Source organism: Olsenella profusa F0195, assembly GCF_000468755.1.
In the GTDB taxonomy this organism is placed as follows: Bacteria; Actinomycetota; Coriobacteriia; order Coriobacteriales; family Atopobiaceae; genus Olsenella_F; species Olsenella_F profusa.
This window is the reverse complement of record NZ_AWEZ01000062.1, coordinates 85,344-104,129: the sequence shown is the minus strand read 5'-3', so window position 1 is coordinate 104,129 and position 18,786 is coordinate 85,344. Positions and strand designations below refer to the sequence as shown.

The 18,786-nt window shown below is 65.7% G+C and carries 15 protein-coding genes; 14 read left to right on the top strand and 1 reads right to left on the bottom strand.

Features of this window, described 5'->3' with window-relative positions; all coding sequences use genetic code 11:
• Positions 1-64 precede the first annotated feature (64 nt).
• The 4 genes from HMPREF1316_RS09910 to larD all read left to right on the top strand — a co-directional run bounded on the left by HMPREF1316_RS09910 (position 65) and on the right by larD (position 3,440).
• Complete coding sequence (locus HMPREF1316_RS09910) at positions 65-1,048, top strand: metal ABC transporter substrate-binding protein (protein WP_021726921.1); 984 nt, start codon at positions 65-67, stop codon at positions 1,046-1,048.
• Positions 1,048-1,758 carry a metal ABC transporter ATP-binding protein gene (locus HMPREF1316_RS09905; protein WP_021726886.1) on the top strand — a complete coding sequence of 237 codons (711 nt, stop codon included), beginning with the start codon at positions 1,048-1,050 and terminating at the stop codon, positions 1,756-1,758. Before HMPREF1316_RS09910 ends, HMPREF1316_RS09905 begins: the two co-directional genes overlap by 1 nt.
• The gene (locus HMPREF1316_RS09900) at positions 1,759-2,559 is read left to right on the top strand and encodes a metal ABC transporter permease (RefSeq protein ID WP_021726860.1); all 801 of its coding nucleotides are present in this window, start codon (positions 1,759-1,761) and stop codon (positions 2,557-2,559) included.
• A gap of 155 nt (positions 2,560-2,714) precedes the next feature.
• Positions 2,715-3,440 carry a D/L-lactic acid transporter LarD gene (gene larD, locus HMPREF1316_RS09895; protein WP_021726787.1) on the top strand — a complete coding sequence of 242 codons (726 nt, stop codon included), beginning with the start codon at positions 2,715-2,717 and terminating at the stop codon, positions 3,438-3,440.
• 319 nt (positions 3,441-3,759) lie between these two features.
• Here larD and HMPREF1316_RS09890 read toward each other — a convergent pair whose 3' ends face one another.
• Complete coding sequence (locus tag HMPREF1316_RS09890; RefSeq protein WP_021726857.1) at positions 3,760-5,250, bottom strand: radical SAM protein; 1,491 nt, start codon at positions 5,248-5,250, stop codon at positions 3,760-3,762.
• Positions 5,251-5,582: 332 nt separating this feature from the next.
• Here HMPREF1316_RS09890 and HMPREF1316_RS09885 point away from each other — a divergent pair, with 332 nt between their 5' ends.
• From HMPREF1316_RS09885 to HMPREF1316_RS09840, 10 genes are all read left to right on the top strand, one after another.
• Positions 5,583-6,422, top strand: a complete 840-nt coding sequence (locus HMPREF1316_RS09885) for an HAD family hydrolase (RefSeq protein ID WP_040652118.1) — start codon at positions 5,583-5,585, stop codon at positions 6,420-6,422.
• 184 nt (positions 6,423-6,606) lie between these two features.
• Positions 6,607-7,497: a MurR/RpiR family transcriptional regulator gene (locus HMPREF1316_RS09880; RefSeq protein ID WP_021726770.1), complete on the top strand. Its 891-nt coding sequence runs from the start codon at positions 6,607-6,609 to the stop codon at positions 7,495-7,497.
• Positions 7,494-8,537 carry an N-acetylmuramic acid 6-phosphate etherase gene (gene murQ / locus HMPREF1316_RS09875; RefSeq protein WP_021726775.1) on the top strand — a complete coding sequence of 348 codons (1,044 nt, stop codon included), beginning with the start codon at positions 7,494-7,496 and terminating at the stop codon, positions 8,535-8,537. The genes HMPREF1316_RS09880 and murQ overlap by 4 nt, the downstream gene beginning before the upstream one ends.
• A 2-nt stretch (positions 8,538-8,539) precedes the next feature.
• Positions 8,540-10,018: a PTS transporter subunit EIIC gene (locus HMPREF1316_RS09870; protein WP_040652199.1), complete on the top strand. Its 1,479-nt coding sequence runs from the start codon at positions 8,540-8,542 to the stop codon at positions 10,016-10,018.
• 103 nt (positions 10,019-10,121) lie between these two features.
• Entirely contained in the window at positions 10,122-11,207 is a 1,086-nt protein-coding gene (locus HMPREF1316_RS09865) for a MupG family TIM beta-alpha barrel fold protein (protein WP_021726865.1), read from the top strand.
• A gap of 116 nt (positions 11,208-11,323) precedes the next feature.
• Positions 11,324-12,262 (top strand): zinc ribbon domain-containing protein, encoded by a 939-nt coding sequence (locus HMPREF1316_RS09860; RefSeq protein ID WP_021726848.1) that lies wholly within the window; start codon positions 11,324-11,326, stop codon positions 12,260-12,262.
• Between the two features lie 350 nt (positions 12,263-12,612).
• Positions 12,613-13,680, top strand: coding sequence for a phenylalanine--tRNA ligase subunit alpha (gene pheS, locus HMPREF1316_RS09855; RefSeq protein ID WP_040652115.1), 1,068 nt, complete (start codon positions 12,613-12,615; stop codon positions 13,678-13,680).
• A gap of 47 nt (positions 13,681-13,727) precedes the next feature.
• The gene (pheT, locus tag HMPREF1316_RS09850) at positions 13,728-16,199 is read left to right on the top strand and encodes a phenylalanine--tRNA ligase subunit beta (RefSeq protein ID WP_021726877.1); all 2,472 of its coding nucleotides are present in this window, start codon (positions 13,728-13,730) and stop codon (positions 16,197-16,199) included.
• Positions 16,200-16,253: 54 nt separating this feature from the next.
• Complete coding sequence (locus HMPREF1316_RS09845) at positions 16,254-16,973, top strand: hypothetical protein (RefSeq protein ID WP_021726786.1); 720 nt, start codon at positions 16,254-16,256, stop codon at positions 16,971-16,973.
• A 296-nt stretch (positions 16,974-17,269) separates the two neighbouring features.
• Entirely contained in the window at positions 17,270-18,640 is a 1,371-nt protein-coding gene (locus HMPREF1316_RS09840) for an alpha-amylase family glycosyl hydrolase (protein ID WP_021726820.1), read from the top strand.
• The last annotated feature ends 146 nt before the right edge of the window (positions 18,641-18,786 follow it).

Below are 18,786 nucleotides of genomic sequence, written 5' to 3'. Positions count from 1 at the left end.
GCCGTGGGTGGCAGGCACCTGGTGTCACAAGCCCAGACGAGATTCCTGACAGACGGGAGCAAGCATGACATATCGTACGGGCGTCATCTCGCGCCGCCACTTTCTGGGCCTTTCCATCCTCTCCGCGGCCGCGTGTCTGGCGGCCTGTGGTAAGGGGCCGGACGCGTCAACCGACGCCTCGGGCAAGCTGCGCGTGGCCGCAAGCTTCTACCCCATGTACGACTTCGCCCAGAAGGTGGGTGGCGACCGTGTGGATGTGACCTGCCTGGTGCCCGCGGGAACAGAGCCCCACGACTGGGAACCGTCCACGGCGGATCTGCGCACCATCGCCAACGCGCAGGTTCTGGTGTACAACGGTGCGGGCATGGAGCACTGGGTCGCCGATACGCTTGCGAGCCTTGATGCCGGCACGCTCACGGTCGTGGAGGCGAGCGAGGGGGCTGACCTCCTCAAGCTCTCCGATGACGCGCTCGAGGAGGAGCGCAAGGAGCATGAGGAGGCGGGCGAGGACCCCAGCGAGGTGTCCGACACCGACCCCCACTGCTGGCTCTCTCCCCTCGTTGCCAAGCAGGAGCTGGCGCGCATCGCCGATGGCCTCTCCCAGGCGGAACCGGACGGCGCGGACGTCTATCACGCCAATGCCGAGACGTGGGCGGCCGAGTGCGACAAGCTGATGCAGGAGTTCACGGATGGCCTCTCGGGCCTCGCGAACAAGACCATCGTGGTGAGCCATGAGGCCTTTGGCTACCTCTGTCGGGACGCTGGCCTCACGCAGCTGCCCATCGAGGGCATCGAGGCGGATGCGGAGCCGGATGCCCAGCAGATGTCCAAGATCGTGGACTTCGTGCGCGAGAACAACGTGCGCACCATCTTCAGTGAGGAGCTGGTGAGTTCCAAGGTGGCCCAGTCCATCGCAGACGCCACGGGAGCCACCGTGGAGGAGCTCAACCCACTCGAGGGTCTCTCCGACGAGGAGCTGGCGGCAGGCGAGGACTACTTCTCCGTGATGCGCGAGAACCTACGGAAGATCGAGGAGGCCCTTGCCTGATGGCAGCCAAGCGGGAGGGCGCGCGGCACACGCACGCATCGGATGGAACGCCCGTGGCCTTGCACGACGTTCGCTTCTCGTACCGAGGGACGGAGGTCCTGCGAGGTGCCAGCGCGAGCGTTGGCGCGGGGGAGGTGTGCGCCCTTGTGGGCGACAACGGCGCCGGCAAGTCCACCATCGCGCGCCTGGTGGTGGGGGAGCTCGTGCCTGATGAGGGCACGGTGGAGCTCTTCGGGCAGAACCCCCTGCGCTTTCGTGACTGGCAGCGCGTGGGCTATGTGCCCCAGCTGCCGTCCGAGGCGGTTGCGCGCTTCCCTGCGAGCGTGCTCGAGCTGGTGGATGCCAGCCAGTATGCCACCGGACGACAGCTGGGTCGCCGCGCCCGACGCGAGCGCAGTGGGGACGCCCTTGCGCGCGTGGGCATGCGGGACGTTGGGCAGCGCCTGGTGCGCGAGCTCTCGGGCGGCCAGCTCCAGCGCGTGCGCCTGGCGTGTGCCCTGGTGGGCGATCCCTGCCTGCTGGTGCTGGACGAGCCCACCAGCGGGCTCGATGCCGAGAGCCGTGCCGTCTTCTATCGGCTGGTGGGTGAGGCGCATCGGGAGCGTGGCATGGCCGTGCTGCTGGTGACGCACGAGTTGGCGCCGCTCGAGGGGCTGGGCGCGCGCGTGGTGCGGGTTGTCGATGGCGTGGCGCGTGAGGAGGCCGCATAGATGCTGGGGTACGTGTTCATGCAGCGCAGCCTTGTCGTGGGCGTGCTGCTGGGGATCGTGATACCGCTCGTGGGTGTGACGGTGGTGCTCAAGCGTCTCTCCATGATCGGCGACGCGCTTTCGCACACGTCGCTCGCCGGCGTGGCCGCAGGCCTGGTGGCCGGCATCAGTCCCGTGGCGGGGGCGACCATCGCCTGCCTGGCGGGCGCCCTCTGCATCGAGGGGATACGTCGGCGCTTCCGCGACCAGTCCGAGCTGGCGGTGGCCGTGGTCATGGCCACGGGCATCGGCCTTGCGGGCGTGCTCTCGGGCTTCGTGCCCAACGCCTCGAGCTTCAACAGCTTCATGTTCGGCAGCATCCTCACGGTGAGCGCGGAGGAGACCGTGGCCATCGTGGCCATCAGTGTCATCGCGCTGGGCTTTTGCGTGCTGGCCCGCCGCGAGCTCTTCCTCATGTCGTTCGACGAGCGTCATGCGCGCTGTGTGGGCGTGCCCGTGAGCGCGGCCAACGTGGCCTTCGTCATCGTCGTGGCCCTGGTCGTGGCCGTGGCGGCGCGCACGGTGGGGTCCCTTATCGTGTCCTCCATGATGGTGGTACCCGTGGCGTGCGCCCTGCAGCTGGCGCGCAGCTGGCGCCAGACCTGCGTGCTGGCGAGTGGCATTGGCGTGGCGACCACGGTGCTTGGCCTTGTCATCTCGTATTGCTGTGGTCTCAAGCCGGGTGGCACCATCGTGCTCATGGCCGTGGCGCTTCTCCTGCTGATCCTTGCGGGCAAGGCCCTTGCCAAACGCAGGGGGTAGGGGCACACCCAAGCCGGTCTGCCCTGCGTCTACCAGTTTATGTGCAGCTTGCTGACCACAGTCGTTGACTGAGTTGCTACCCTAGTGGGGGCAGTGCCTGTCGCACAGTGCTGCAATCAGGTCATAGGTGTAGACAACGACTGATGGGAGTTCTCATGCCGCCTAGCGTTCTGGCCGAGTTCGGGAGCACGGTACTCATGATCGTCTTCGGTGTCGGCGTCCATTGCGACACCGTCCTCAAGGGGACCAAGTACCAGGGCTCGGGCCACATGTTTGCGATTACCACCTGGGCGTTCGGCATCTCGGTGGCACTCTTCGTCTTTGGCGGGGCCGTCTGCATGAATCCCGCCATGACGCTCGCCCAATGCCTGATCGGCCTCGTACCGTGGAGCCTCCTCGTCCCCTACATGGTTGCCCAGATGCTGGGCGGCCTGGTGGGCGCCATCATCGCATGGTTCATGTACGCGGACGACTTCAGGGCCTCCGAGGGCGAGGTCGATCCGGTCGCACAGCGCAACATCTTCTCGACCAACCCCGTGATCGAGAACCTTCCGCGCGACTTTGCCTGCGAGACGCTCTGCACCTTCGTGTTCGTCTCCGCCATCCTTGCGGCCGCCAGCCGTGCCGGCGAGAACGTGCTGCTGTTGGCCATTGCCGTGGGCATCATCGTCTGGGCCGTGGGCATGGGCATGGGCGGCATCACGGGCTTCGCCATGAACCAGGCGCGCGACCTCGGCCCCCGCCTGGCCTACCAGATCCTTCCCATCAGGAACAAGGCCGACAACAACTGGCGCTACGGCCTGATAGTGCCGGGCATTGCGCCGTTCGTGGGCGCGGCGCTGGCGGCGCTCTTCGTCCATGGCTTCCTGGGGATGTTCTAGGGGTCGCCGTCGACGCCACTTGACATAAAGGTGGGCGGGGCGGACGCCGTGGTGCCGACGTCTGCCCTCCCTACCTGAGTGGCGCCGCCCAAAGTGCACGCGCAACGCACTTCCAGAAAATGCCATCTGGGCAAACGCTGGGCGAAACGCGTTGCGCATGCACTTTGGGCGAAGCTTGCAGTCCATGCCGCTGTGATGACGTCTCCGAGTTTGTCTTCCCGTGTCTTCCGGCATGCCGCAGCGCCGGCAGGCATGAGAAACGATGGCACGCCGCCCCGCACGATGCCGGACGGCGTGCCTCACGCGGACTCACCCTCCGCTACTCGGCTGCCGAGGCGAACACGCTCTGCTCCTCGGCATCAAGCTCCCTATCCTTCTTGGCGAGGCGCTTGGCCTTGGCATCCACGTCCATCATCGAGATGTCGTCCTCGTAGACCTTCTTGCCCGTCGGGTGCTCCTCGAGCCAGATCTTGTCGGCATGTTGCTTCCAGGTCTTGGCGTAGGGAGCGGTGCGCTCGCAGAGGTGGTCGACGCTCTCGGGCGTGACGTACTCCGTGGACTTGGCGTCCGCCTCGTGCACGATCTCGGGCAGCACCTCGGGGTTCTCGAGCATCGGACAGGGTTCGAGCATGTTGTTATTCCAGGGCCAGTGAGCGCGATACGCCTGGAATATGGGCTGCTGCAGGCACTCGAGGAGGCTCTGGTCCTTGATGCTGGCGTTGGAGTAGTGGATGAAGACGCAGGGCTCCACGTCGCCACGGGCGGTGATGTGGCAGAAGACGCGCCCGCCGGCGATGCAGCCGCCGACGTACTCGCCGTCGTTCTGGAAGTCCATCGCCATGACGGAATGGCCGCCCTCGAAGTCGCGAATCTCACGGATGCGCTTGATCATGTACTCGCGCTGCTCGGGCGTGGGCATGAGGTCGGCGTTGGCGCCCTCGCCGACGGGCATGTAGTGGAAGTACCAGGCCCACAGGGCGCCCTTCTGCTCCAGGAGCTCGTAGTACTCGTCGGAGGTGACGGACTCCACGTTGGCGCGGGTGTAGGCGGTGGAGGTGCCAAAGGCGACGCCGTTCTCCCTCATGAGATCGAACGCGGCCATGACCTTGTCGAAGCAGCCGTCGCCACGCCGCCCGTCGTTGGCCTCCTCGGAGCCCTCGAGCGAGACGGAGAAGAGCACGTTGCCGACGCGCTTGACGTCATCGCAGACCTGCTGGTTGATGAGGGTGCCGTTGGTGTAGAGGCCGAAGAGGCAGTCGTTGTGCCTCTCGGCGAGCCTGGCGATGTCGCGCCAGCGGCACATGGGCTCGCCGCCGGTCATCATGAACCAGTGGCACCCCAGCTCCTTGGCCTCACTGACGAGGCGGTCCATCTCGTCAAACGAGAGGTTGAGCGACTTGGAGTAGTCGGCGGCCCAGCAGCCGACGCAGTGCATGTTGCAGGCGCTGGTGGGGTCGAAGATGATGATCCAGGGCACGTTGCACTGGTACCTCTCGGCAGACTCGGTGGTGGTGCGCAGGCCGCGGAAGGCGGCCTCGTAGGCGCCGTTGGTCACGGCGGTGTGCAGGATGTGGTGGTCGACGCGCTCGGGCAGGCTCAGGATGACCTTCTCCCACTTGGAGCCTGGGTAGAACGCCTGGCGGAGCGCATTGCCCATGTCGGGTGCGGTGTCGGCAAGGAGCTTGCCGGCCATGTCAAGGAAGCGGTTGAAGACCTTCTCGCGCGCCTTCCCCTCAGGAGCATTGATGAACTGGTCGATGACGATCTCGAAGGCCTTGCGTTCGGCCGCATGCGCGAGCTTTGACTGCATGTCCATTCCTTCCCTGGTGCCACGTGGCTCTGCTCGCCGTGGACGCACGCCTGCTTGTGGCGCAGGCCCTCTGAGTGGTCGCAAGGTCGTAGGGCCACCATGCTTGACTATGAATGTATCCACCATAGCAAATATTTTTGAATAGAGGTCAGAAACATGGTCCTTTCTTACGTATGGGAAATAAAGGCCCAGCGTGACGAAATCGTCCCAAGGGATGCTCGGGGAACGCGTCGCGCGGCCATCGATCGCGCGACGCGCAACGTCCCTCGACGTCTTGCGTCTGTTCCATGCGCTACGCTGCTGGGGAGGCGACCAACCATCGGGGGCGTGCCATGCCAGACATCAGACTCATCCTCACGGACATTGACGGCACCATTCTGCCCTACGGGCAGACACGGGTGGGGGAGCGCTGCCTCGACGCGTTCCACGCGGCCATGGATGCGGGCCTGCGTGTGGGGCCGGCCAGTGGGCGTGGTCTCAGGTGGATTCCGCCGCTGCTGAGGGACGATGGGTCGTGTTGCGCCACGGCACTCGCCTCCAATGGCATGGAAGTCTATCTGGACGGCTGCGAGGTGCACAAGGAGCTGCTGCCCCATGATGCCCTGCGGTCATTGGCTGACGTCCTACGCGGCATGCCCGGCTGTGGCCTCGTGTGCTTTGACGACGTGACGCCCGAGTTGGTCGTGGGCTCGCGCGAGGAGCTCACGCGCTGCTTCCCCAGCTATGGCAGGAGCTGCGTTTCCGTGGACGACGTTCCCCGCATTGACATCGTGAAGGCCAACGTCTTCTCTGACGACACGATCACCCTGATGCACGAGCTGGCGGATCGCCTGGCGGCGCTGATCCCACAGCTCGACTTCGACGTGCCCCGGGCGGGGTGGCTCAACGTCCTCACGCGGGGGTGGGGCAAGGGGCCGGCGATCGACGTGCTCTGTGGGCGCTTGGGCATCGGCCTCGACCAGGTCGCCGTGTTCGGCGACGGTGGCAATGACGTCTCGATGCTCTCGTACGTGCCCCTGTCGTTTGCCGTGAGCGGGGCAACGCGGGATGCGAAGGATGCGGCACGCTACCTCATCGGCGCCTGCGAGGACGATGCCGTGCCCATGGCCATCGAGGCGCTCGTACGGGGCGAGATGCCTCCACATACGGCTTCGTCCTGCCACCTGCACTGACGGCCAGGCGTGCCGAGCGGCGCTGTCGGGGTGGCGAGCGGTCTGTCGCGCGCTCTGCCTATGCCATAAGCTGACAAGTAATGAGTCACTTTTCCAAAAAGATATGACTATGCCAGTATCATACGGCCAGGGAGCGCCGCAGCATGGCGCCAGCTGATCGTTAGGGCATATGAGGAGGATTGCCATGATTCGTGGCCTGAAGCTCCGACTGGAGGAGTACTGTGGCCTTGCCACGGCATCGGAGCAGGCCATTATCAACTTCATCCTCACCACGTCCGACCAGGTCGCCGGCATATCGATGAGCGCGCTTGCAAAGCTCACGTGCACCTCGCCGTCGACCATCATCCGCCTCTGCCGCAAGCTGGGCTGCAGCGGCTATCGCGAGTTCCAGCAGTCGCTCATGCGCGAGGTGGCCATTGCCTCACAGACCGACTCCGTGGTGACGAGCGACGTGCTCTCAAGCGACTCCACGCAGGCCATCATTGACAAGGTCACACTCAAGAACGTCTCCTCCCTCAAGCTCACTGCCGAGGATCTCGATGCGGAGGCGATCAATCGGGCCGTCTCGCTCCTGGCGTCGGCGCGCAGCGTCTGCCTCTTTGGTGTGGGGGCATCCCTGCTGGTCGCACGCGACCTGCAGCTTAAGCTGCTCAGGTTGGACATACCCTGCAACCTCTGCGATGACCTTCACGCGCAGCTGTTGTGTGCCAAGAACATGCGCGCCGGGGACCTTTCCCTCGCCGTCAGCTACTCGGGCCTCACGACCGAGGTGCTCGACTGCGTGCGCGTGGCGCGTGCGAACGGGGCACGGATGGTGTCCATCACGCGCGGTGGATACGGGTCGCCCCTCGTCTCGCTCTCCGACGTGGTGCTGGGCGTAGCGGCGACGGAGCTGGTCAAGAGGACGGGTGCCATGTCATCGCGCATCGCCCAGCTCAATGTGGTGGACATACTCTTCGTATCCTATGTCAATGCCCACTATGCGCAAAGCATCAAACGGCTCTCGTCCAACTGGATCGAGAAGGGTTCGGATGTGCGCCGGCCGGCGCACGATGGGAAGGGAGGGCGTTCGTGATAGACCTCTCACATCTGTCGACCGAGGCGCGCAACCCGCTCACCATGCATCTCGACCAGATGAGCCCCCGCGAGCTGGCGGGTGTCATGAACGACGAGGACGGTCGTGTGGTGCAGGCGGTTCGTGCGGTGCTCGACCAGGTGGCCCAGGCCATCGAGTGGGCAACCGAGGCCCTGCGGGATGGGGGCAGGATCGTCTACTTTGGTGCGGGAACGTCGGGCAGGCTGGGCGTGCTTGATGCCGTGGAGTGCCCCCCCACCTTTGGCGTGCCCCCCTCTGTGGTGGTGGGTCTCATCGCTGGGGGCGAAAGCGCGTTCGTGCGTGCCGTCGAGGGTGCCGAGGACGACCTCGGGCTGTGCGGCAGGGAGATGGACGCCCTGGGGCTCTCTGGGCATGACCTGGCCATCGGTTTGGCTGCGAGTGGCAGGACGCCCTATGTGCTTGGCGGACTGCGCCATGCGCGTGCGGTGGGCTGCAGGACCGTCGCCATAGCGGGCAATCGCAATTCCCAGATAGGGATGGAGGCCGATTTGGCCATCGAGCCGGATTGCGGGCCCGAGGTGCTCACGGGATCCACGCGCCTCAAGGCGGGGACCGCCGAGAAGATGATTCTCAACATGATCTCGACGGGTTCCATGGTGGGTGTCGGCAAGACGTACCAGAACCTCATGGTGGACGTGCAGCAGACCAACGAGAAGCTGCGCGTTCGCGCACAGAACATTACGATGGCGGCGACGGGCTGCACGCAGGGCCAGGCCGAGGAGGCACTTGCCCAGGCGGATGGCTCTGCCAAGGTGGCCATCGTCATGCTGCTCACCGACACCACGTCCGACCAGGCGAAGGGCCTCCTTGCGGCGTCCCAGGGAAGGATCTCGCAGGCGGTGGCCACAGAGGAGGCCGGTGAGGGGGACGCCCACCTGGATGCGCGCAGGCGACGAGGGGGGCTCTCGGCATCCTCGGCCCCTGCGGACGTATCGCATGACGGCAGGGATGCGTTGGAAGCGACAGGGAGCGAGTACGGAGAGAAGGGACAACAATGAGCATGGAGTATGCACGTGTCGCGCGCGAGGTCCTCGCTGCCGTTGGTGGCAGGGAGAACGTGCGGGGCAACATGGCCTGCATGACGCGGCTACGCCTGACGGTGGCCGACCCGGCCAAGGTGAATGGTGCTGCCGTGAGGGCCGTCGAGGGGGTCATGGCCCTCGTGGAGGATGTCGATCGCTGCGAGGTGGTCTTTGGCCCAGGTGTCGTCAACAAGGTGCTGGACGAGTTCGTCAAGCTTACGGGCGTGAAGGCTGGCGACGTGGAGGACGTGGACGTGCGCAGCGCCGCGGCCGAGAACAAGGCCGCCCAGAGGGCCAGGTACGACAAGCCCGTGCAGCGCTTCCTCAAGCGCATCGGCAACATCTTCGTGCCCCTGCTGCCGGGCATCATCGCCGCAGGTCTCATCAACGGCATCGCCAACGTGATCAACTACTCCACGGGCGACGCGTTCAATACCGTATGGTGGTACCAGTGCATCAGGACCATGGGCTGGGCGCTCTTCCTCTACCTGCCCCTGCTCGTGGGTTCCAACGCCTGTAAGGAGTTTGGCGGCTCCTCCGTTCTGGGTGCCATGGCCGGTGCACTCTCCATCTCCAACGCAGCCATGCCATTGCTGCTGAAGGATGCCACCAGCGGTGTTGCCCTCGTGCAGCTGCCCTTCGCGCTGCCGACGGCCACGTTTGCCAACGGGGGCATCTCCATTGCGGCATCTATGACGTACAACCCTGCGGCCGGTGGTCTTCTGGGTGCCCTCATCTGCGGCATCTTCTTTGCCTTCCTCGAGAGGCGCCTGCACAGGCTCATGCCGAGCGTGCTCGACACCTTCCTGACCCCGCTCTGCACGGTCATCGTGGGCTCCCTTGTGGCCATCATCGTGCTGCAGCCGGTGGGCGCCTTCCTCACGCAGGGCATCTTCTTCGCGCTGCAGTTCTTCTACGACACGCTTGGCGCGTTTGGTGCCTACCTGCTGTCATCCACGTTCCTGCCCCTGGTCTCCGTGGGCCTGCATCAGGCCCTGACGCCCATCCATGCCATGCTCAACGATCCTGCCGGTCCCACGCAGGGCGTCAACTATCTGCTCCCGATCCTCATGATGGCCGGTGGTGGCCAGGTTGGCGCGGGCATAGCCCTTCTGGTGAGGACCAGGAACGAGCGCGTCAGGACCTACCTGCGCGAGTCCATCCCCGTGGGCATCCTCGGCGTGGGAGAGCCGCTCATGTACGCCGTGACGCTGCCCTTGGGCAAGCCCTTCGTGACCGCCTGCCTGGGTGCGGGCGTGGGCGGCGTGCTGGCGTGGCTCTTCCACCTGGGCACGGTCTCGCAGGGCGTCTCCGGCCTGTTTGGCCTCCTGATCGTGGTGCCGGGCACGCAGTGGCTCTACGTGGTCGCCATGCTGGCCGCCTATGGTGCCGGGTTCGTTCTCACATACTTCTTTGGCGTCGACGAGGACCGCATCAACGACGTGTTTGGCGCATAGCGCTCGAGCGTTTGGGCGTGGGACCCTCTCCGGCACCCGGTCGTGGAGGGTCCCACGCCGGCACCCGGTCGTGGAGGGTCCCACGCCGGCGAGGGGGGTTGGCATGCATACGGGCGTCTCGCTCTATCTGTCGAATGGCTACGAGCACAACGCGCGTCTGGTGGAAAAGGCCCGGCGTGCGGGCGTGCGGCGGGCGTTCACATCGCTGCACATCCCCGAGGAGCGGATCCCCGATTACCAGAGAGAGGCGGCGCATCTGGTGAGGCTCTGCCGCGAGGCAGGCATCGAGCTGGTGGCAGATGTGTCGCCTCGTACCCTTGGCCTGTTGGGGTGCTCCAGCATCGATGACGTGGCGCAGCTGGGACTCACATACCTGCGCCTCGACTTTGGCTTTGGCGCCCCGCGCGTGGCTGAGCTGTCGCGTCGCTTCCATGTGGTGTTTAACGCATCGACCATCTCGGACGCTGACATCGCCGCCTGGCGTGCCGCAGGCGTGGACCTTGCGCGGGTCGCGGCCTGCCATAACTACTACCCCAAACGATGGAGTGGTCTCTCCCTGCGGCGCGTGGCCTCCGTCAACGACCGCCTCAAGGCCCTGGGCGTCGAGGTCATGGGCTTTGTGCCGGGGGACGCTGGCCTGCGTGGCCCTCTGCATGAGGGTCTGCCCACCGTGGAGGGGCACCGTGGCGACACGGGCATCGGGCTCGTGCGCGACATGCTCGAGCTGTTCGATGCCCGCTGCGATGTGGTGCTCGTGGGCGATTCCGACGTGTCCGACATCGTCTGGCGACGCATGGGCGAGCTCAATCAAGGCTACGTGACCCTCCATGCCATGCTGGACGAGGCGTTCTCGTACCTCTATGGCCGTCCGCAGCACGACCGTCCCGACTCGTCGGAGTTCCTCATCCGCTCGCCGGAGTCGCGGGGCTGGGACATGCCCGTTTCCGCGGCGGGCAGCAGGGCGCGCACGTTCTCGTGCGAGGCCGGTGCCGTGGTGGTGGGCAACGAGGCCTATGGCCGCTATGCCGGCGAGGTGGGGATTGCCCGCCAACCGCTTGAGCTGGACGGGCGTGACACGCTGGCTGGTTGGGTGTGCGCCGAGGACCGGCCCCTCCTGCCCTTCGTCACGTGCGGTCGTGGCTTTGTGCTGGAGAGACCCTGGGGACCTGCCTCCGGTTGGCGTGACTGAGCACGGACCCATGGCTCGCATGCCGCTTTCAGAAAGCCACATCCATTGGGCAGGAGCTATGGGAGCCGCTCGTCACTGATACCATTGAGACACCATCACTGTGACGAGGAGCCATCATGTTCTGTACCAACTGTGGCGCGAGGATCGAGGATGGCAGCAGGTTCTGCACGGAGTGTGGTGCTCCCGTTCTTGCCGAGGGCTCAGCCGACAGGACCGTGCGTATGGATGTGGCCAAGCCCGCCGCCCGTCCTGCTGCCGCCAGGTCGGCACGCCCCGTGCCCCAAGGCGTCCAGCCTGTCGCCGTCACGCCCCATGCAGGGAAGTTCCGCTCCGCCAAGGCAGCTGCCACCATCCCTACGCCAACCCCTGCCCTGCGCCGCCCGCAGGACAGGCTGCCCGTGGCGGTGGCCATCGTCGTGGCCGTGCTCATCATCGGCATCATCGTGTTTGCGCTGGTGGCAGCGCAGGTGTCCTCGCAGGGTACTGCACCTGCGCCTGCCGGCGACGCGCCTGTCGCCCAGCAGACGCAGCAGGTGGCCGATTCGCCCGCCACCAACGCCTCGCCTTCCGTCGACACGCAGAAGGACACCTACACCACGGGCTCCGGCAGCGAGACCGCCACGTTCAAGGTCAATGCGGACAGGAGCGTGACCTGCGACGAGTATGGCATCTCGCTGCAGATGCCTGCGGGCTACACCCCCAGCGTCTCGCAGGACAGCCTGCATCTCACCAAGGGCAGCATCGACGTGAGCATTTCGGCGCACGCAAACGCCAACGGCATCAGCTTGGACGATGCCTATGCGTCGCTCACGTCGAGTTCCGGTGCGAATGGCGACCCCTCTGCCTACGCCACAAAGGGCGATGGCTGGTGTGTGGTCTCGCGCGACCGGGGAGACGGAACGACCTTCTATACCATGGAGTACGTCACGGCGGACAAGATCTGCTCCCTCACGTTCGACTATCCCACGGGCACCAGCGAGGGAGACGGCCTGATCGAGCAGGTACAGCCCACCTTCAAGGTGACGGGCGACCCCATCAGGGCGACTGGTCACTAGTTCCGGTGCACGTTACGGATTCGCTGTGACCTTCGGGTGCTGCTCCTGCCCTGTGCTACCATGCTCCAAGGCATTGACGGAGAGGTTCTTGCCGTCGCGTCGCCAGCGGACAGAGCGGGAGTCCATGGGCTGAGAGGCTCCCACGCAGGCGGACGGAAGACGTTCACTCCACCAGCCGCAACCTGAACGCGCCGCGGCGCCAGTAGGGAAGCCGTCCGTCCCACGGCACGGGACACAAGAGGGGACGTGTGCGGGTGAAAACGCGCGCGTCAAGCAAGGTGGTACCGCGGATCGTCTCCGTCCTTGGGCACAGGCTCAGGGGCGGCTTTCTTTTTGGAAGGGGTTCTCTCATGGCAATGTCCGATGACCTCAGGGCCATTCAGACACAGGCGGAGCAGGGTATCGCGCAGGCGGGCGCGCTCGACGAGCTCGAGCGGGTGCGTGTGGCCTTTCTTGGCAAGAAGGGCTCGCTCACGGCCATCATGCGCTCCATGGGAGCGGTTCCCCAGGAGGATCGTCCGGCCATGGGTCAGCTCGCCAACAGCGTGCGTGGTTCCGTGGAGTCCGCACTCGCCGCGCGCAGGGAGGCACTCGAGCGGGCCGCGCTGGAGGAGCGCATCTCGGCCGAGGCCGTGGACGTCACGCTGCCGGGCCGCCGTCTCCACGCGGGGACCCAGCATCTCATCTCCCAGATCCGCGAGGAGATCGAGGACATCTTCGTGGGGCTTGGCTACACCGTGGAGGACGGCCCCTACATCGAGGACGTCTACCACAACTTCACCGCGCTGAACGCACCCGCCGACCACCCCAGCCGCGCCGCGTCCGACACCTTCTACGTGGTCGACAACGCGCCCGAGGGCAAGGGCGACCTGGGGCTGTCCGTCTCCGACATGCTGCTGCGCACCCAGACCTCCGGCGTGCAGGTGCGTGTCATGGAGCGCCAGGGGCCGCCCATCTATATGATCTGTCCGGGCACGGTCTTTCGTCCCGACACGGCCGACGCCAACCACCTGCCGCAGTTCACGCAGGTGGAGGGGCTCGTGGTGGACGAGGGCATCACCTTTGGCGACCTCAAGGGCACGCTCGACCAACTCACGTGCGAGATCTTCGGTGCCGACCGCGCCACCCGCTACCGCCCGCACTTCTTCCCGTTCACGGAGCCGAGCTGCGAGGTGGACGTCTCGTGTGGCGTGTGCCACGGCGCGGGCTGCCGCTTCTGCAAGGGCACCGGCTGGCTTGAGATCCTGGGCTGCGGCATGGTCGATCCCAACGTCTTCGACTACGTTGGCATCGACCCCGAGCGCTACTCCGGCTTCGCCTTCGGCATCGGTGTGGAGCGTGTGGCAGCCCTGCGCTACGACCTGCCCGACCTGCGCATGCTCATGACCGGCGACATGCGCTTCCTGCGTCAGTTCTAGGCGACATCCCCACACGACCGTTTCCGCACGAACAGAAAGGCAACGACATGCGCGTCTCCTACGAGTGGCTCAAGGGCATGGTGGACATCCCCGATGACCCCCAGGACCTGGTGCGTGAGTTCGTCCGCACCGGCACCGAGGTCGAGGCCGTCGAGAGGGTGGGCGCCGACATCACCAAGGTCGTGACGGCGCAGGTGCTCGAGAAGGTCCCGCACCCCAACTCGGACCACATGTTCGTCTGCAAGATGGACGTGGGAACCCACAACGTGGACGAGGACGGCAACCCCGTGCCGCTGCAGGTGGTCTGCGGCGCCCAGAACTTCAACCAGGGCGACAAGACCGCCACGGCGCTGGTGGGAGCCACGCTTCCGGGGGGCGTCAAGATCAGGAGGGGCAGGCTGCGCGGCATCGACTCCTGTGGCATGAACTGCTCGGAGCGTGAGCTGGGCCTGGGGGGTGACCACGAGGGCATCATGATCCTGCCGCCCGATGCGCCGGTGGGCGTGGACTTCGTGCGGTGGCGCCGGCTGAGTGACACCGTCATCGACTGCGAGATCACGCCCAACCGCCCCGACTGCCTCTCCATGGTGGGCATGGCGACCGAGGTCTCCGCCATGCTCGACGAGGACACCCACATCGAGCTGCCAAAGGTGCAGAGCGAGAGCGCCGCCTTCGGTCGTTCCGCCGACCTCGTGGACGTGCGCATCGACGATGCGTCGCTCTGCCCGCGCTATACCGCGCGCGTGGTGCGCAACGTCAAGATCGGCCCCAGCCCCGAGTGGCTGGCCAAGCGCGTCATCGCCGCGGGCAGCCGCCCCATCAACAACGTGGTGGACGTCACCAACTACGTGATGTACCTTACCGGACAGCCCCTGCACGCGTTCGACCTGGGCAAGCTCTCCGAGCGCGCTGGCAAGCGCCACATCGTGGTGCGTGCCGCCGCCGATGGCGAGGAGGTCACCACCCTCGATGGCGAGCGGCGCACGCTCACGGGCGACATGGTCGTCATCACCGATGACGGCAGGGTGCCCGTGGCGCTGGCTGGTGTGATGGGGGGCCTCGACTCCGAGATCGACGAGGGCACCTGCGACGTGCTCCTGGAGTCCGCGAGCTTCGAGGCGGGGCACATCAGCCGCGCCAGCCGCAGCCTCGACCTCATGAGCGAGGCCTCCATCCGCTACGAGCGTCAGGTGGACACCGCGGGGTGCGCCACCGTAGCCACCGTGGCGGCCGCCCTCTTCGAGCAGTGCTGCTCGGCCCAGGTATGCGAGGGCATCGTGGACGTCCACCCCGCGCCCGTCTCGCCCGTGACGCTCACGCTGCGCCCCGACCGCGTGCGCGCCCTGTGCGGTGCCCCCATCGAGACCAGCTTCATGGTGGAGCGCCTGCATCGCCTGGGGTGCGTGGTCACGGGGAGCGCCGACGAGCATTCCGCACTCACGGTGGTCGCCCCCACCAACCGGCCCGACCTCACGCGCGAGGTCGATCTCGTCGAGGAGGTCCTGCGTCTCTGGGGTGAGGGCGACGTGGAGCCCACGCTGCCCGCCGCGCGCAACCACGCCGGTGGCCTCACCGTGGAGCAGCGGCGCCTTCGCAGGATCGGCGCCGTGCTACGCGCCAGCGGCCTCTCCGAGACGAGCACCTACGCCTTTGCCGACGCCGGCGACCTCAAGCGCCTGGGCATGGGAGAGACCGGTCGCGGCATTCCCGTCAGGATCATGAACCCCCTGGTGGCAGACCAGTCCGAGATGCGCCGCGACCTCCTGCCGGGGCTTCTGCGCTCCGTTGCCTACAACATCGATCATGGCGTGCAGAACGTGCACCTCTATGAGATCGGCCGGGTGTTCCATGGCCGCGAGGGCAAGAGCCAGCCGAGCGAGCCCAGCTTTGTGGCCGGTGTGCTCTCGGGCTCCTGGGACGACAACCAGTGGAACCGTACCTATCACGACCTGGACTTCTTTGATGCCAAGGGCATCGTGGAAGGTCTGCTCGAGGCGTTGCGCATCACCAAGGTGCGCTTCCGTGTGGCCGACCCCGAGCGGTACGGCTGGCTGCAGCCCGGTCGTGCCGCCGAGGTGCTTGGCAGGGGCGAGCTGTTGGGATGGGTGGGTACCATGCATCCTGCGAGCCTCCGGAACGTCGGCATCGACGTGCCGGTGGTGGCCTTCGAGCTCTCCACGGCAGCCCTGCTGCGCCTGGCCAGGCGCGAGCTTCCCTACAAGGAGGTGCCCACGCTGCCTGGCGTCTCCATCGACCTTGCGCTCGTGGTGGATGAGGATATGCCCTTCGAGCAGGTGGCGCAGCGCGTCAGGAGCGCTGGTGGCAAGCTGCTGGCAGACGTGCGCCTCTTTGACGTGTACCGCGATCCCGTGCGCGTGGGAGCGGGCAAGAAGTCCATGGCCTTCTCGCTCACGTATCGCGCGGCCGACCACACCCTCACCTCCGAGGAGGTCGAGAGGGCGCACAACAAGCTCGTGACCAAGGTGACCAAGTCCACGGGTGGTGAGGTGAGAAGGTAACTCGGAGGCACCCGTGAGGCAGCCTTCCCGCTGTCATGCGGGTACCATGCCGCTATGCCAAGCTGGAACGTACATACCGCGCACGTCGAGCGGCTCCTCCGCGAGCATACGGCCGATGAGCTGGGCATTCACGATGTGAACGCCTTTCTCTTCGGCAACTTCGTGCCAGACGTCTACGTGGGCTACATGGTACGGCCCATCACCCGTACGATCGAGTATCGCGAAACGCACTTCGCCGACCCCGCCTTTGTGCCCGAGGCCCGCTTCTGGGAGTTCTGGGAGCGCTATGGCCTACCCAGCGCGGATGACGCCGGACACGTGAGCGACGTGACGCTGGGCGCCTGGTGTCACCTTGTGGCGGACAATGGCTACAACCACTGGGTGAATGCGTTTCGCATGAAGCGTCACATTCCCTCGGGGAACGCGACGCGCGTCCTCAAGCAGGATGACTTCGCGCTCTTTGGACGTACGTTGGACATCTCGATGCTCTGCAGGGTGGATGACGCGCTCATCGCGCAGGCCGTGGCATTTCCCCAGTACCGCATTGCGGAGGGGGATGTGCGTCGTGCCGTGGACGTGTCCGATGCCATCGTGCGCGCGAACCAGGAGCACTATCTCAGCGAGACGCCGCACTACCGTATGCTGGCGGCGGGACTCTTCGAGCACATGTCCCACGACGTGCAGGAACGTCTGGAGCGGGGCCTTCTGGCCTACGCGCGCGAAGGCGCGTCGGCACCGGAGCTCGCTGCGCCACCCAAGTTCTACCTGCGATAACACCGGGCAACCTCACGGAAGCACGTCGTGCCCCCGACGTAGCCCTTGAGGGCATGGCGCGGCTCTTGCCCATGGGACGCGGCGCACTGCCCACACGGTCACAGTCCAAGAGCTAGGGGTACGTCTCCGTGACGTATGCGAGATGCCCCTCGCGCGCCGAGGACGAGACGTCCGATGCCGATGTGCTCATATTCCCCCCTTTTGCCCGAAAGCCAGTATAGGCCTGGGAATCGGTGGACGAGCACCTACAATGAAGTGACACTGCGACCTGGCGCATGCGCCAGACGGGAGGTTCTATGAACTGGTATGAGGGATCCGTGGTCTATCAGGTGTATCCGCTGGGGCTGACAGGTGCCCCGTATGAGAACGATGGCACGTCCGATCCGGAACCGCGCATCCTGCAGCTCGTGGATCATGGTTGGATCGAGCACATGACCAAGCTGGGCGCCACCTGCCTCATGCTCAACCCCGTGTTCGAAAGCGACGCGCATGGCTACGACACGCGCGACTACAAGACCGTCGACCGCCGCCTGGGCACCAATGCGGACCTGCGCAGGGTGGTGGACGCCTGTCATGAGGCCGGCATCAAGGTGCTGCTCGACGGCGTGTTCAATCACGTGGGGCGTGGGTTCTGGGCCTTTCAGGACGTGCTTAAGAACCGTGAGAGCAGCCCCTATGCCGGTTGGTTCAACATCGACTGGGACGGTAACACCGAGTGGGACGACGGCCTCTCCTACGAGACGTGGGCGGGCGTGCCCTACCTCGTCAAGCTCAACCATGGCAACCTCGAGCTCAATGACTGCCTGGCCGATGTCATTCGTGGCTGGGAGGAGGAGTTCGACATCGACGGCCTGCGCCTGGACGTGGCCTATTGCCTCGACCGTGGCTTCCTGGAGTACCTGCGCCGCATCGCCGACGAGCTCACGGCAAGGCGCACGGAGCGCCTGGGAGCGTACGACGGCAAGTTCGTGCTGGTGGGCGAGACCATGTTCGGCGACTACAACCAGTGGATGGGGGACACCCTCGCGGACTCCGTCACCAACTACGAGGTGTACAAGGGCCTCTGGTCATCCATGAACTCGTCCAACATGCATGAGGTGGCCTACGCCCTCAATCGCCAGAGCGGGAGCGACCCCTGGGACCTCTATACGGGCAGACACCTGCTCAACTTCGTGGACAACCACGATGTGCCGCGCATTGCCACCAAGCTGGATGACACACGCCAGCTCCCATGCCTGTATGGCCTGCTCTTTGGCATCCCCGGTGTGCCCTGCCTGTACTATGGCAGCGAGTGGGGCATCGAGGGCGAGCAGAGGTTTGGCGACCACGAGCTGCGTCCCGCGCTGGATGCGCCCGAGTGGAACGAGCTCACGGAAGCCATCGCCGCGTATGCGGCGGCGCGCAAGAAGGACGCCCCTGGCTTTGAGGCGCTCTGCTGGGGCGACTACACCGAGATCCAGGTGTCGTCCACCACGCTGCTCTTCCAGCGCACAAGCAAGCACGAGCGCGTCATCGTGGCCGTGAACGCCGGTAGCGAGCCCGTGACCTTCCACTTCGATGCGCAGTGCGGTCGGGCGACCGATCTGGCGACAGGGGAGTGGCACGACTTCGGTGGTGGCTCCGAGGTGGAGCCCTTCACCACGCATCTCTGGCTCTGCGAGCGCTAAAGGCGAGGGCGCAAGCTCCTCGTGTGCGTGTGATGCATGGGGCATCCCCATGTGGGTGCGATTTGCTGCATGTGGGTGCGATTCTCCACCGCTGTGGGTGTCATTCTCACCGTGTGGGTGTGATTTGCTGCATGTGGGTGCCAATC